This window comes from Streptomyces africanus, from assembly GCF_030816955.1.
GTDB lineage: Bacteria > Actinomycetota > Actinomycetes > Streptomycetales > Streptomycetaceae > Streptomyces > Streptomyces africanus.
In genome coordinates, this window is the sequence record NZ_JAUSYP010000001.1 from 5,716,060 (window position 1) to 5,731,154 (window position 15,095).

Consider the following 15,095-nt stretch of genomic DNA (forward strand, 5'->3'; position numbering starts at 1 on the left):
TCGGGTGGGGCACGGCACAGGCCGCGGGTGGGAAGTGGAGGGGCGCGATGAACGACAGCACGATCACTCTTCCCTGGCTCGTGATACGCGAGGACGACAACGGCAACCGCTACCGGGTCGGCCGGTACGCGACCCGGGCCGAGGCCCAGAAGATCGCGGACAGCCTCGACGGCCGCGGCCACGAACAGCTGTACTGGGTCGAGCGGCTCGACCGGAACGGGTCGGGCGGGACGCACGACTGACCCGAGCCCTGTCCTTCGGATCAGATGGACCGGGTCGCAGTCGTAGGCTCCCCGCATGAGTGATCGGATCGTCGTCGTGGGTGCCGCGCTGGTCGACGACGGGCGGCTGCTGGCCGCCCGGCGCAGCGCGCCCGCCGAGTTGGCCGGGCGCTGGGAGCTGCCCGGCGGCAAGGTCGAGCCGGGGGAGACGGCCGACGCGGCGCTCGTGCGGGAGCTGCGCGAGGAACTCGGCGTCGACGCCGAGGCCGGCGGGCGCGTCCCGGGGGAGTGGCCGCTGAAGTCGCCGTACGTGCTGCAGGTGTGGACCGCGCGACTGCGGCCCGGCTCCGCCGCCCCCGAGCCCCTTGAGGACCACGACGCGCTGCGCTGGCTCGGCCCCGACGAGATCTGGGACGTGGACTGGCTCGACCAGGACGTGCCCGCGGTGCGGCAGACACTCGCGCACCTGGGGCCGCTCGGCGGCGGCCCTCGGGCGGGAGAGACCGGAGAAGTGCCCGGCGCCTGAGGCAAACCCGGGGCGTGCGAGGGCCGGAGGCGGCCGTGCGGGCGCCCCCTACGCCGTTCGTGCCACAGCGCGCTGCCCCGCGCGGTACTCCGCCCCGGATATCGGGTATGTGCCCATTAATCCTATGAAACAGGACATGGGTGGACCCGCTGCCGGGGAAGTGATCGGCGTGATCGACACGGAAGGTGACCGCGCCGAGTGGACGTTTCCCGCCGAGCCGGGCGCCGTGCGCACCGCGCGCCAGGCCGTCCGCGGCCGACTCCGCGGCTGGGGCCTCGACAGCCTCGCCGACCTGACGGCGTTGTTGGTCAGCGAGTTGGTCACCAACGCCCTGCGGCACGCCACGGGCCCCATCGGCGTCCGCCTGGTCCGCCCCTCCGAACTCAACGCCGTCCTGCTGGTGGAGGTCTCCGACCCGCTCCCGGACCCGCCCCGCGAGCGCGCCGCGAGGCCCGAGGACGAAGGCGGCCGCGGGCTGTACCTGGTGGCCTCCTCCTGCCGCCGCTGGGGCACCCGGCCGGGCGGCGTGGGCAAGACCGTGTGGTTCGAACTCGCCGTTCCGGAGTGAAAAATCGGTGTACGTCCGCCCCGCCGCTGTCGAGCGAATGGTTCAGGCCAGTGGCGGTTGCCGACGGACGGGATTCGACGACGTGTCCCCTGGTTAGAAGACTGGAAGTGTTCTCACGGTCCGGACCGAAAACCATCGGGACCGTGCTGTGATCGTGAACACCGTGTTGTGCGGCACCGTAGTGCTGGATACTGCGGGCAGCCGCCCCCGGTGACCGGTGCCGGACGCGGTGAGCTGGAGGGGACGGTTCGCGTGAGCGAGATACCAGCGAAGGCCACGGAGTCCGAGGACCCGTCGGAGGGCGCGAGGGCGATGGCCGCGGACGGCCTGGCCTCCGCGGTGGGAGGTGCGCTCGCGGCCGACGGGGTGCAGCCCGGGGACGCCATGTGGCAGAGCAGTCCCCCGGGATCCATCTACGACTACATCAAGGTCGCGTCCTTCTCCATCGGCCCGGACGGGCTGGTCGACCAGTGGAGCCTGCGCGCCGAGCACCTGTTCGGCATCCCCGCCGAACGCGCCGTCGGCATGGACCCCATCGAGACGTTCATCGACCCGCGCCTGCGCGAGCGGGGCATGCGCAAGATGGCCGAGATCCTCGACGGCCGCGAGTGGACCGGCGTGGTGCCGTTCCGCATGCCGAAGGGCGCCGAGGGGGAGTGCGGGAACGAGGGGCTCGCCGAGGTGTACGTCATGCCGACGCGCACCGAGGAGGGCGAGAAGGCCGCCGTCTGCATCGTCGTCGACGTCCGCACGCTGCGCAGCATCGAGACCGACCTCGCCGCCTCGCAGGCCATTTTCGGTCAATCCCCGTTCGGTTTCCTGCTGATCGACGCCGACCTGCGGGTCCGCCGCGCCAACCACCGGTTCGCGTCCGTCTTCGGCGGCGAGCCCGACGACCACCGCGGCAAGGGCGTCCACGACTACCTCCAGCGCGGCGAGGCCGAGCGGGTCGCCGCCACGCTGCGCCGCGTGCTGGAAACCGGCAACTCCATCACGGACATGCACGTCACGGGCTTCGTGCCGGGCTCCGACGAGCGCCGCCACTGGTCCGTCAACCTCTACCGCGTGCACAGCGGTTCGGGCCGGCCGATCGGCATCGCCTGGCTCGGCACGGACATCACCTCGCGCCGCGCCGCCGCCCGCGAGGCCGCCGCCGCCCGCCGCAACCTCGCCCTGCTGAACGAGGCCGGCGCCCGCATCGGCAACTCCCTCGACCTGGAGACCACGGCCCGTCAGCTCCTCGACGTCGTCGTGCCCGGCTTCTGCGACCTGGCCACCGTCGACCTCTACCAGGGCCTGCTGGTCGGCGACGAGACCCCGCCCGGGCTCGCCGACGGCAGCGCCGAACTGCGCCGGGTGGCCTTCGCCAGCGCCGTCTCCGACGCGCCCTTCGCCGGCACCGGCGTGCCCGTCGCGGTCGGTGCCGTCCACCACTACCCGTTCAACTCGCCCTGCGCGGACGCCCTGCGCACGGCCCGCCCGCAGACCGTCCCCGGCGAGGACGGCGGCCTGGTGCAGTCCACGCTCGCCGTGCCGATGGTCGCCCACGACACCGTCGTCGGGCTCGTGCAGTTCGCCCGTACCAAGGGCAGCGAGCCGTTCGGCGACCGCGACCGGGACCTGGCCGTCGAACTCGCCGCCCGTGCCGCGGTCTGCATCGACAACGCCCGCCTCTACCGGCGCGAGCACCAACGCGCGTTGATACTGCAACGGTCCCTGCTCCCGCCCGGCGACCCGGAGGCCTCCGGCCTCGACATCGCCTGCCGCTATCTGCCCGGCAACGCCAACACCGGCCGGCCCAGCGAGGTCGGCGGCGACTGGTTCGACGTCATCGAACTCCCCGGGCACCGCACCGCGCTGGTCGTCGGCGACGTCATGGGCCGCGGCCTGCGCGCCGCCGTCGCCATGGGCGAACTCCGCACGGCCGTGCGCACCCTGGCGCAGCTCGACCTGGAACCGGCCGAGGTGCTCTCCCAGTTGGACGAGATCGCCCGCGGCCTCGGCGCGCCGGGCGGAGTGCAGCAGGCGACCCGGGCGGCCCGCCGCCCCCGGGAGGCGGACCTGTCGGAGGTGTACCTCGCCACCTGCGTCTACGCCGTCTACGACTCCGTCACCCGGCGCTGCACCTTCGCCAACGCGGGCCATCTGCCGCCCGTCCTGGTCGAACCGGGCGAGTCGGCCCTGATGCTCGACGTGCCGCCGGGCCTGCCGCTCGGCGTCGGCGGCGAGCCCTTCGAGGAGGTCGAGGTCGAACTGCCCGAGGGCGCCCTGCTCGCGCTCTACACGGATGGACTGGTCGAAAGCCGCGACCACCCCCTCGACGAGGGGCTCCAGGCCTTCGTCAGCACCCTCTCCGACCCCACCCAGCCCCTGGAGGACGTGTGCGACCACGTCCTCAACACCCTCGACACGCATCACGGCGAGGACGACATCGCGTTGCTGATGGCACGTGTACAGGGCCTGCCCACGGAGTCCGTCGGCGACTGGACCCTGCCGCGTGAGCCGCGCAGCGTGGGCCGGGCCCGCGAGTACGCGCGCGCCCAGCTGCTCAGCTGGGACATGGAACCCCTGGTCGACACCACGGAGCTCCTGGTCAGCGAACTCGTCACCAACGCCCTGCGCTACGGCGAGGGCGAGATCCGGCTGCGGCTGCTGCTGGACCGCACCCTGGTCTGCGAGGTCTGGGACTCCGGCCTGGTCCAGCCCCGCCGCCGCCGGGCCCGTGACACGGACGAGGGCGGCCGGGGCCTCCAGCTGGTCGGCCTCCTCAGCGCCGCGTGGGGCTCCCGCCGCACGCCCCGGGGCAAGACGGTGTGGTTCGAACTGCCCCTGCCGGGTGGTGACACGAGCCTGACGGACCCGGCGGAGGCACTGCTGAGCCTGTTCTGATCGCAACCGAACACCGGTACGGGTCGTCCTCACCGGCAACACCAACCGCATCACCGGGAGAGACGGCATGGAACGCGTGGAGGAGACGATCCCGGACGGCGCCGAGGCCGAAACCGAAACCGAAGCCGAGGCCGAAACCGAAACCAGAGCCGAGGCCGAAGCCGAAGCCAAGGGCGAAACCGAAAACGAAGCCCAGGCCGCACGCCCGCGCCGCCGCTGGGTCAGACGCACGACGCTCGCCCTGCTCCTGGCCCTGATCCTGCCCCTCCTGACCGCCGAAACAGCCCTCTACCTCAACCACCAAGGCGACCCCGCACAGGGCACCCACACCAGAAACCGCGACGCCCTCTGGCTCGGCCACGCCTGGGTCGACGGCCGCAAGAAGGACGCCGACGTCACCGCCCTGGCCCGCCGCCTTCAAGGCACCGGCATCCGTGACCTGTACGTCCACTCGGGCCCGCTGGAGCACGACGGCACACTGCCGAAGTCGGCCTATCCGAAAGCCCGTTGGTTCATCGACGCCGTACACCGCAAACTCCCCGGCGTCCGCGTCCAGGCCTTCCTCGGTGACGTCCTCGCGACCGAGAGCCCCGACGGCATGCGCCTGGAGAACAAGGACACCCGCGCCGCCGTCCTCCGGTCCGCCCGCCAGATCCTGGACACGGGGTACAAAGGCATCCATCTCGACCTGGAGCCCCTCCACTCCGGCGACCGCGACTACCTCACCCTCCTCGACGCCCTGCACCGCGAGACCCGCTCGCGGGACGTCCCGCTCTCCGTCGCCGCCCACCAGATCGACCCGCTCCCCGCCCTCCACTCCGTCTTCGGGACGTTCACCGGCCACCCCAAGTGGTGGTCGCAGGAGTTCTTCGGCCAGGTCGCCCGCCGCGTCGACCAGATCGCCGTGATGTCGTACGACACGATGCAGCCCCTGGAGAGCACCTACGGCGGCTATGTCGCCCAGCAGACCTCCCTCGCCCTGGAGGTCACCCCGCCCTCGACCGACCTGCTGATGGGCCTGCCCCTCTTCCACGAGAACCGCTTCGGCCACTGGAACCACGCCGAAACCGTGCCCGCCGCCGTCCGGGGCGTCCGCCTCGGGCTGTCCCGCACGGACGCCGACCGGGCCCGCTTCGGCGTCGCGCTGTACATCGACTTCGCCGCGACCGAGGCTGACTGGCGTGCGTACGAGGAAGACTGGGTGCGGTGACCACGCCCCGACGGCACCTCACCCGCACCGACCTCGCCCCCCTGGCCCGGGCCGCCCTGGGCCACGGCCGCACCCTCACCGGTGTGGAACGCCTGCGCGGCGGCACCAAGAAGGGCGTCTACCGCCTCGTCCTCGACGACGACTCCACGGCCATCGCCTACGTCTGGTCGGCCGACGAGGACTACTGGGACCAGCCGGACCCCGACCCCCGGGACGTCTTCTCCCACGGCACCGGCCTCGGCCTGTTCACGGCGGCCCACGACCGCCTGGCCGCCTCCGGCGTCCGCACCCCCCGCCTGATGTACGCGGACGCCACGCACACTCACCTCCCGGCCGACGCGGCCGTCGTGGAGGACCTGCCCGGCGGCAGCCTGGAGGACGCTCTCACCCGGGACCCGCGCGAGGCATCCCGGCTCATGGACCGGACGGCGGAACTCCTCGCCGCCCTGCACGCCCGCACCGGCCCCCGCTTCGGGAAGGTCGCCGTGGTCGACAACGGCGGTTCCTCCCACGGCGTCTCCTGTGAGCAGCGCATCGCCGACGGCGCCCTGCGCTGCCTCGCGGAAGCGGCCCGGCGCGAGCCCCGTGCCGCCGCCGCACGCCGGGAACTGGAGGACCTGATCCACGCCCTGGCCGCCGAGGTCGGGCCGCGCGACCGCCAGACCCTCATCCACGGCGAACTCGGCCCGGACCACGTCCTGCTCACGTCCGACGGGCAGCCGGCGCTCATCGACATCGAGGGCCTGATGTACTTCGACGTGGAGCACGAGCACGTCTTCCTCAGGCTCCGCTTCGGCCCCCACTACGACGCCCTGCGCGCCCCGGGTCTTGACGAGGCGCGCCTGCGGCTCTACGGCCTGTCGATGCACCTCGGCCTGGTCTCGGGCCCGCTGACCCTCATCGAGGGCGACTTCCCGCACCCGGAGCGGATGCGGGACATCGCCGAGCACAACCTCCGGCAGGCGCTCAGCCTGCTGAAGAGCGCCTCCTGATCTTTGAGCCCAGCCACACCAGAGGGTCGTACTTGCGGTCGATCGCCCGTTCCTTCAGGGGGATCAGCGCGTTGTCCGTGATCTTGATGCCCTCGGGGCAGACCTCCGTACAGCACTTGGTGATGTTGCAGTAGCCCAGGCCGTGCTCGTCCTGGGCGGTGGTCTTGCGGTCCAGGCCGGATTCCGCCGCCGCGTCCAGCGGATGCATGTCCAGCTCCGCCACCCGCATCAGGAAACGGGGTCCCGCGAACGCCTGCTTGTTCTCCTCGTGGTCGCGGACCACATGGCAGGTGTCCTGGCACAGGAAGCACTCGATGCACTTGCGGAACTCCTGCGAGCGGTCCACGTCCTCCTGCATCATCCGGTACTCGCCGGGACCGAGGTCCGCGGGCGGCACGAAGGCCGGGACCTCCCTGGCCTTGGCGTAGTTGAAGCCGACGTCGGTGACCAGGTCGCGCACGACCGGGAACGCCCGCAGCGGCGTCACCGTGATCGTCTCCTCCCGGTCGAACACCGACATGCGCGTCATGCACATCAGCCGCGGCCGGCCGTTGATCTCGGCGGAGCAGGAACCGCACTTGCCGGCCTTGCAGTTCCAGCGCACGGCGAGATCGGGGGTCTGGGTGGCCTGGAGGCGGTGGATGATGTCGAGCACCACCTCGCCGTCGTTCACCTCGACCTCGAAATCCTCCAGGCCGCCGCCCTGCGCATCGCCCCGCCACACCTTGAAGCGGGCCTCGTAGCTGCTCATTCGTACAGCTCCTCTTCGGCCAGGTACTTGACCAGCTCCTCCTTGTCGAAGAGGGCGAGCAGGTCGGCACGGACGGGTTCGGTGGTCTCGCGGGTGAGGGCGATCTGGCCGCGGACCGGGTCCGTGGCCGCCAGCCCGCCCGTCGGGTCGGTCAGCGCGCACAGCAGGTTGATCCGGCGCCACTTGCGGTCCATGCCCGGATGGTCCTCGCGGGTGTGCCCGCCGCGCGACTCGGTGCGCTCCAGCGCGGCCCGCGCCACGCATTCGCTGACCAGCAGCATGTTCCTGAGGTCCAGGGCGAGGTGCCAGCCCGGGTTGAACTGCCGGTGCCCCTCGACCCCGGCCCGGCGGGCCCGTGACCGCAGCTCGCCCAGCTTCTCCAGGGCCTGCTTCATCTCCGGCTCGCGGCGGATGATGCCGACCAGGTCGTTCATAGTCTGCTGGAGTTCCTGGTGCAGGGTGTAGGGGTTCTCCGGCGGGCCGCCCTTCGGCTCCTCGATCTGAGCCTCGGCGGAGAAGGGCCGCAGGGCCTCGGCGGCGGCGGAGTCGATCTGGCCGTCGTCCACGACGGGCCGCGCCCCGGCCAGCCCGGCCGCGTACTCGGCCGCGTGCCAGCCCGCCCGGCGCCCGAACACCAGCAGGTCGGACAGCGAGTTGCCGCCGAGCCGGTTGGAGCCGTGCATGCCGCCCGCCACCTCACCGGCCGCGAACAGCCCCGGCACCCCGCGGGCCGCCGCCGTGTCGGACTCGACCGCGACCCCGCCCATCACGTAGTGGCAGGTGGGCCCGACCTCCATCGCCTCGGCCGTGATGTCGACATCGGCCAGCTCCTTGAACTGGTGGTACATCGACGGCAGCCGCCGCTTGATCACCTCGGCGGGCATCCGGGTCGACACGTCGAGGAACACGCCCCCGTGCGGGGAGCCGCGCCCCTCCTTCACCTCGGAGTTGATCGCCCGCGCGACCTCGTCGCGGGGGAGCAGCTCGGGGGGACGCCGGTTGTGGTCCGGGTCGTCGTACCAGCGGTCGGCCTCGTCCTCGGTCTCGGCGTACTTGTCCTTGAAGACGTCGGGGATGTAGTCGAACATGAACCGCTTGCCGTCGGAGTTGCGCAGCACCCCGCCGTCACCGCGCACCGACTCGGTGACGAGGATGCCCTTCACCGACGGGGGCCAGACCATGCCCGTCGGGTGGAACTGCACGAACTCCATGTTCAGCAGGGGCGCGCCCGCGAGGAGGGCCAGCGCGTGGCCGTCGCCGGTGTACTCCCAGGAGTTCGACGTCACCTTGAAGGACTTGCCGATGCCGCCCGTCGCGATCACCACGGCGGGTGCCTCCAGCACGAAGAAGCGGCCCGACTCGCGCTCGTAGGCGAAGACGCCCGAGACACGGTCGTCCTCTTTCAGCACCCGGGTGACCGTGCACTCCTGGAAGACCTTCAGCCGGGACTCGTAGTCGCCGGTCTCCTTGAAGTCCTCCTGCTGCAGCGCGACGATCTTCTGCTGGAGGGTGCGGATCAGCTCCAGGCCCGTGCGGTCGCCGACGTGGGCGAGGCGCGGGTACTCGTGGCCGCCGAAGTTGCGCTGGGAGATCCGGCCGTCCTTGGTGCGGTCGAACAGCGCCCCCCAGGTCTCCAGCTCCCACACCCGCTGCGGCGCCTCCTGCGCGTGCAGCTCGGCCATCCGCCACTGGTTGAGGAACTTGCCGCCGCGCATGGTGTCGCGGAAGTGGACCCGCCAGTTGTCGTTCTCGTTGGCGTTGGCCATCGCCGCCGCGATGCCGCCCTCGGCCATCACCGTGTGCGCCTTGCCGAACAGCGACTTGCAGATCACGGCCGTACGGGCGCCCCGCTCGCGGGCCTCGATGGCGGCGCGCAGTCCGGCGCCGCCCGCCCCCACCACGACGACGTCCCACTCCTGCCGGTCGACCACGGACATCAGAACGCACCCCTCATCAGAAGAACCGCGGATCGTCGAAGGCACCGGACGCGACCAGGTAGACGTAGAAGTCGGCGAGCGCCACGGTCACCAGCGACGCCCAGGCGAGCTGCATGTGCCGGGCGTTGAGCCGGCCCGCCCACTGCCACATCCGGTAGCGCACGGGATGCTTGGAGAAGTGCTTGAGCTTGCCGCCGACGATGTGCCGGCACGAGTGGCAGGAGATCGTGTACGCCCAGATCAGCACGATGTTGACCAGGAACACGAGCGTGCCGAGGCCCATGTGGCCCCACGCGTAGTGCTCGTCGCGGAAGGCGAGCACGGTGTCGTAGGTGAGGATCCCCGCGACGACGATCGCGGCGTAGAAGAAGTACCGGTGGATGTTCTGCAGCACCAGCGGGAAGCGGGTCTCACCCGTGTACTTCTGGTGCGGCTCGGCCACCGCGCAGGCCGGCGGGGACGCCCAGAAGCCCCGGTAGTAGGCCTTGCGGTAGTAGTAGCAGGTCAGCCGGAAGCCGAGCGGGAAGATCAGGATGATGATCGCGGGGGAGATTCCCCACCAGCTGCCGAAGATCTCCCAGTTCGGGCCGGCCCTCATCGGCTCGCAGCGCTCCGCCAGGCACGGCGAGTAGAAGGGCGAGACGTACGGCGCCGCGTAGTAGTCGGCGTCGGCGAAGGCCCGCCACGTCGAGTAGACGATGAAGGCCAGCAGGCCCGCGACCGTGCCGGCCGGGGCCAGCCACCAGCGGTCGGTGCGCAGGTGCGGGGCGGCGATCGCGGCGCGCGTACCCGCCCGTACGCCGCCTCTTCGGGGATGGGGTTCTGTGGCGGGAGGTTCCGTACCAGTGGCCACGTGACGACTCCGGTCGGGTTCGGGGGAGGTGCCGGTCGCTCGACGCCCTCCCGGTCAGGGGGCGCGCCGGTCCCGGGCGCCGAGTCCCTCGTCGTCCGAGTCGACCCACAGCGAGGGGTCGTACGGCGCGTCCGAGATGGTGACGAGGTCGGGGCGCTTCGGTGCGGCCGGTGTGGCGGCGGCGTCGCGCAGCAGGGCGACGCTCTCGCGCAGATGGTTGGCGTCGGCTCGGACGCGGCGCATCTCCAGGCCGCCGGTGCCGAGCTGCTTCTCCAGGCGTCCCAGCGACCGGAACAGCTCGTCGAGACTGCGCTGGACTGACGTCAGTTCGTCGTGAACGGACATGACTTGCCCTCACTTCCCGCGGGTCCTTCAAGGCCCAAGGCGGCAATGCTCATGCGCCTGCGAGTGTTGCGCGTCACACCTTGTGCTGTGAAGGGATGTGCATCGATTGGCCGAGGCGTGTGGGTGCACCCTGCGGTGCGTTGCGCCGCACGGGTGACTTCCCGCCCGTGACCGTCGTGTCGCCCTGTGTTGCCGAACCCTTTCCTCTTCAGTGGCGGCATACATCAGATGAACGCCAAATACCGCCAAAAGTGATCATAACGCCCGCGGCTTCCCGGAGGTAGCACAGATGTCCCAGCACGGCGTCGGCCCGCGTGCGGTCACGCGCTCGGTCGCCTTCCTCACCGCGGGTGTGCTCGCGGTGCCCGCGCTCACCGGATGCGGCTCCGAGGACCCGGCGGGCAAACCGCTCGCCGCCCCGGACATCCAGCCGGCGGGCCGCGACCGGATCGCGGACGGCGGCACCCTGCGCTGGGCCGTCGACTCCGTGCCCGACACCCTGAACACCTTCCAGTCGGACGCCGACACCACCACCCTGCGCGTCGCCCAGGCCGTCCTGCCGTCGATGTTCCGGATGAACGCCGACGGCCGTCCCGAGCGCAACCCCGCCTACCTGGAATCCGCCGAGGTCGTCGAGACCGAGCCCAAGCAAGTCGTCCTGTACAAGCTGAACCAGCAGGCCGTCTGGAGCGACGGCCGGGAGATCGGCGCCGCCGACTTCGCCGCCCAGTGGCGCGCCCTGTCCGGCAAGAACACCGCCTACTGGACCGCCCGCAACGCCGGCTACGACCGCATCCAGAAGATCGAGCGCGGCGACAACGCCCTGGAGGTCAGGGTCACCTTCAGCCGCCCCTACGCCGACTGGCGGTCGCTGTTCTCGCCGCTGTACCCCAAGGACGTCATGGGCACCCCGGACTCCTTCAACGACGGGGCCCGCAGGAAGCTCAAGGTCACCGCCGGTCCCTTCACGGTGAAGAAGGTCGACCGCGAGGACGACGAGATCACCCTCACCCGCAACCCGCGCTGGTGGAGCAAGCCCGCCAAGCTCTCGGAGATCGTGCTGCGCACCGTGCCGCGCGACAAGCGGGTCGCCGAGCTGGCCGCCGGCACCCTCGACGTGGCCGAGATCGACCCCGCCGCGGCCCGCCGCATCACCGTCACCGCACGCCCCCAGAGCTCCAGCAGCCCCCTGACGGGCCCCGGCGCCGACCGGTCCGCCGCGGACGACCTGCACTCCTGGGCCGTCGCCAACGGCACCGACGAGGACGCCGCCGACGAGGAGACCGTCGCCCGCAAGAAGCTGCGCAAGGCCTCCGCCAGGTACGCCGGACAGCAGCAGGCCCTGCGCGGCTTCGAGGTGCGCAAGTCCCTGGAGCCGGCCTTCACCCAGCTCGCCCTGAACGGCGCCGAGGGCCCGCTCGCCGACGAGCGCGTCCGCAGGGCCGTCGCCCGCGCCCTGGACCGCAAGGAACTGGCCAAGGCGGTCCTGAAGCCCCTGGGCCTGCCCGCCGTCCCGGTCGGCAGCCACCTGGCCCTGTCCGGCCAGGCCCACTACGCCGACAACAGCGGTGCCCTCGGCGACCAGGACACCAAGGAGGCCCAGGCCCTGCTCGCGGACGCCGGGTGGGTGCGCGGCGGCCCCCTCAAGGAGCAGAAGAAGAAGCGGAAGGAAGAGGAGAAGGCGGCCGGCGCCGAGGGCGAGAAGACCTCCGGCGAGGACAACAAGGCGCACGGCGGGCAGGACCCTGCCGACCACCTCGCCCACGACGGCAGGCACTACCAGCACCCGGCCCGGGGCGGCGCCCCCGGCGCGTACGCCCCCAAGGGCACCGCCGCCCCGGCGAACCGCGAGACCGCCCCGCTCGCCAAGAACGGCAAGCCCCTCACGCTCCGCTTCGTGCTCCCCTCCGGGCCCGGCTCCCAGACACTGCGCACGGTCGCCGACCGCATCTCCCGCATGCTGGAGCGCGTCGGCATCGGCACGGACATCTCCAAGGTCTCCGACGAGTCCTACTTCAAGGACCACATCGCGTCCGGCCAGTACGACCTCGCCCTCTACTCCTGGCCGGCCACCGCCTTCCCCGCCACGGACGCCCGACCCGTCTACGCCAAGCCGGTCCCGGCCGCCGACGGCTCCCTGAACGTCGAGCAGAACTACACCCGCGTCGGCACCGACCAGGTCGACCAGCTCTTCGACGAGGCCGTGTCCACCCTCGACGAGGGCAAGTCCCGCTCCCTGATCCGCAAGGCCGACTCCCGCATCTGGGCGGCGGCCGGCTCCATCCCCCTCTTCCAGCGCCCCGAGCTCATCGCGGCCCGCAAGAACCTCGTGAACACCGGCGCGTTCGGATTCGGCACGCCGGTCTACGAGGACATGGGCTTCCTGAAGAAGGGCGCGAAGCCGGCCTCGGGTCCGTCGGCGAAGGGCTCGCCCGCCCGGTAGCTCCGGGAACGCTCAAACGCCTTGCCGCCCCCGCCCGGCGTCCCCACCATGAGATCAGCAGTGATCATGGTGCGGACGCCGGGCGTCCGTGCGGCACCTTCACCTGGTCCCACGTCACCACGAGAGACCGGCTGACCGGGGTCTTTGAGCGGGAGCGACTCGGCGGGGGCGGCGGCGCACTGCACAACCCGATGCGGCGGGTGTACACCCCCAGCACCCCCGGGCGCTGGCGCCGGGTAGCTCGAAACCGGGCCTGACCTGCACCGACGTATCCCGGCTCACCCTCGCACCCGCAGACCCGTACCATGGGGTGAGGCCGTGGCATGTTGAGCCCGGCAGGGCCCGCGCACCACCGACGTACGCGCAGGGCATTCCTCACCACTCCGGGAGTACGCCTTCTTATGGCCACGCGCCACGACATCCGCAACGTCGCCATCGTCGCCCACGTCGACCACGGCAAGACCACCATCGTCGACGGCATGCTGAAGCAGGCCGGCGCCTTCGCCGCGCACCAGCTCGACTCGGTCGACGACCGCATGATGGACTCGAACGACCTGGAGCGTGAGAAGGGCATCACGATCCTGGCCAAGAACACGGCGGTGAAGTACCACCCGAAGGACGGGGGGGACGTCATCACCATCAACATCATCGACACCCCCGGCCACGCCGACTTCGGCGGCGAGGTGGAGCGCGGTCTGTCGATGGTGGACGGTGTCGTCCTGCTCGTGGACGCCTCCGAGGGCCCGCTCCCGCAGACCCGCTTCGTGCTGCGCAAGGCGCTCCAGGCCCGGCTGCCCGTCATCCTCTGCATCAACAAGACGGACCGCCCGGACGCCCGGATCGACGAGGTCGTCAACGAGACCTACGACCTCTTCCTCGACCTGGACGCCGACGAGGAGCAGATCGAGTTCCCGATCGTCTACGCCTGCGGCCGCGACGGCATCGCCTCGCTGACCAAGCCGGACAACGGCACGGTCCCGGCCGACTCCACCAGCCTGGAGCCGTTCTTCTCCACCATCCTGGAGCACATCCCGGCCCCGAGCTACGACGAGTCCGCCCCGCTCCAGGCCCACGTCACGAACCTGGACGCCGACAACTTCCTCGGCCGAATCGCGCTGCTCCGCGTCGAGCAGGGCGAGCTGCGCAAGGGCCAGACGGTCGCGTGGATGAAGCGCGACGGGTCCGTCCAGAGCGTGCGGATCTCCGAGCTGATGATGACCGAGGCGCTCACCCGCAAGCCGGCCGAGGTGGCCGGTCCCGGTGACATCTGCGCCGTGGCCGGTATCCCGGACATCATGATCGGCGAGACCCTGGCCGACCCGGAGAACCCGGTCGCGCTGCCGCTGATCACGGTCGACGAGCCCGCGATCTCCATGGTCATCGGCACCAACACCTCCCCGCTGGTCGGCCGTGGCGCCACCGGCAAGGGAGCCGACAACAAGGCGGCCGTCAAGGACCGCAAGGTCACGGCCCGTCAGGTCAAGGACCGCCTCGACCGCGAGCTGATCGGTAACGTCAGCCTCCGGGTGCTGGACACCGAGCGGCCGGACGCCTGGGAGGTGCAGGGCCGTGGTGAGCTGGCGCTGGCCATCCTGGTCGAGACGATGCGCCGGGAGGGCTTCGAGCTGACCATCGGCAAGCCGCAGGTCGTCACCAAGGAGGTCGACGGCAAGGTCTACGAGCCGGTCGAGCGCATGACGATCGACGTGCCCGAGGAGCACATGGGCGCGGTCACGCAGCTCATGGGCGTCCGCAAGGGCCGCATGGACAACATGTCCAACCACGGCTCCGGCTGGGTCCGCATGGAGTTCGTCGTGCCCTCGCGCGGTCTCATCGGCTTCCGGACCGAGTTCCTGACTCAGACCCGTGGCACGGGCATCGGCCACTCCATCCACGAGGGCTTCGAGCCCTGGTTCGGCACGCTCCAGACCCGTAACAACGGCTCCCTGGTCGCCGACCGCGCCGGTGCCGTCACCGCCTTCGCGATGACCAACCTCCAGGAGCGCGGCGTGCTGTTCGTGGAGCCGGGCACCGAGGTGTACGAGGGCATGATCGTCGGCGAGAACTCCCGCGCCGACGACATGGACGTCAACATCACCAAGGAGAAGAAGCTCACCAACATGCGGTCGTCCACGGCCGATGTGACCGAGTCGATCGTCCCGCCGCGCAAGCTGTCGCTGGAGCAGTCCCTGGAGTTCTGCCGCGACGACGAGTGCGTCGAGGTCACCCCGGAGGCCGTGCGCATCCGCAAGGTGAACCTGGACGCCCGCGAGCGCGCCCGCGCCGCGAGCCGCGCCAAGCACGGCTGACGCCTGCCGTTCGACGACACCGGGCACCCCGCCTCGCGGGGTGCCCGGTGT

General features: G+C 71.2%; 12 protein-coding genes. 8 read left to right on the forward strand and 4 right to left on the reverse strand.

What is annotated here, in order from left to right; genetic code table 11:
• The first annotated feature begins 47 nt into the window (after positions 1 to 47).
• The 6 genes from QF034_RS26675 to QF034_RS26700 all read left to right on the forward strand — a co-directional run bounded on the left by QF034_RS26675 (position 48) and on the right by QF034_RS26700 (position 6,406).
• Positions 48 to 242 carry an SPOR domain-containing protein gene (locus QF034_RS26675; protein WP_307177325.1) on the forward strand — a complete coding sequence of 65 codons (195 nt, stop codon included), beginning with the start codon at positions 48 to 50 and terminating at the stop codon, positions 240 to 242.
• A gap of 55 nt (positions 243 to 297) precedes the next feature.
• Complete coding sequence (locus tag QF034_RS26680; protein WP_307177326.1) at positions 298 to 747, forward strand: (deoxy)nucleoside triphosphate pyrophosphohydrolase; 450 nt, start codon at positions 298 to 300, stop codon at positions 745 to 747.
• A 136-nt stretch (positions 748 to 883) separates the two neighbouring features.
• The gene (locus QF034_RS26685) at positions 884 to 1,315 is read left to right on the forward strand and encodes an ATP-binding protein (protein WP_307177327.1); all 432 of its coding nucleotides are present in this window, start codon (positions 884 to 886) and stop codon (positions 1,313 to 1,315) included.
• Positions 1,316 to 1,567: 252 nt separating this feature from the next.
• The gene (locus QF034_RS26690) at positions 1,568 to 4,204 is read left to right on the forward strand and encodes a SpoIIE family protein phosphatase (RefSeq protein ID WP_307177328.1); all 2,637 of its coding nucleotides are present in this window, start codon (positions 1,568 to 1,570) and stop codon (positions 4,202 to 4,204) included.
• A 67-nt stretch (positions 4,205 to 4,271) separates the two neighbouring features.
• Positions 4,272 to 5,414, forward strand: coding sequence for a glycoside hydrolase family 18 protein (locus QF034_RS26695; RefSeq protein WP_307177329.1), 1,143 nt, complete (start codon positions 4,272 to 4,274; stop codon positions 5,412 to 5,414).
• Complete coding sequence (locus QF034_RS26700; RefSeq protein WP_307177330.1) at positions 5,411 to 6,406, forward strand: phosphotransferase family protein; 996 nt, start codon at positions 5,411 to 5,413, stop codon at positions 6,404 to 6,406. Before QF034_RS26695 ends, QF034_RS26700 begins: the two co-directional genes overlap by 4 nt.
• On the opposite strand, the gene QF034_RS26705 is transcribed toward QF034_RS26700, so the two are convergent.
• From QF034_RS26705 to QF034_RS26720, 4 genes are read right to left on the reverse strand one after another with little or no spacing between them, the layout of a single operon-like run.
• Positions 6,381 to 7,157: a succinate dehydrogenase/fumarate reductase iron-sulfur subunit gene (locus QF034_RS26705; RefSeq protein ID WP_307177331.1), complete on the reverse strand. Its 777-nt coding sequence runs from the start codon at positions 7,155 to 7,157 to the stop codon at positions 6,381 to 6,383. The two genes, QF034_RS26700 and QF034_RS26705, sit on opposite strands and share 26 nt — an antisense overlap.
• Positions 7,154 to 9,094, reverse strand: coding sequence for a fumarate reductase/succinate dehydrogenase flavoprotein subunit (locus QF034_RS26710; protein ID WP_307177332.1), 1,941 nt, complete (start codon positions 9,092 to 9,094; stop codon positions 7,154 to 7,156). Before QF034_RS26710 ends, QF034_RS26705 begins: the two co-directional genes overlap by 4 nt.
• A 16-nt stretch (positions 9,095 to 9,110) precedes the next feature.
• Positions 9,111 to 9,947 carry a succinate dehydrogenase subunit SdhC gene (gene sdhC, locus QF034_RS26715; RefSeq protein ID WP_307177333.1) on the reverse strand — a complete coding sequence of 279 codons (837 nt, stop codon included), beginning with the start codon at positions 9,945 to 9,947 and terminating at the stop codon, positions 9,111 to 9,113.
• A gap of 54 nt (positions 9,948 to 10,001) precedes the next feature.
• Positions 10,002 to 10,292, reverse strand: a complete 291-nt coding sequence (locus QF034_RS26720; RefSeq protein WP_020277543.1) for an Rv0250c family protein — start codon at positions 10,290 to 10,292, stop codon at positions 10,002 to 10,004.
• 289 nt (positions 10,293 to 10,581) lie between these two features.
• Between QF034_RS26720 and QF034_RS26725 the strand changes: the two genes are divergently transcribed.
• Both QF034_RS26725 and typA read left to right on the forward strand, forming a co-directional pair.
• Positions 10,582 to 12,735 (forward strand): ABC transporter family substrate-binding protein, encoded by a 2,154-nt coding sequence (locus QF034_RS26725; protein WP_307177334.1) that lies wholly within the window; start codon positions 10,582 to 10,584, stop codon positions 12,733 to 12,735.
• Between the two features lie 401 nt (positions 12,736 to 13,136).
• Positions 13,137 to 15,044 (forward strand): translational GTPase TypA, encoded by a 1,908-nt coding sequence (gene typA, locus QF034_RS26730; protein WP_307177335.1) that lies wholly within the window; start codon positions 13,137 to 13,139, stop codon positions 15,042 to 15,044.
• Positions 15,045 to 15,095 lie beyond the last annotated feature (51 nt).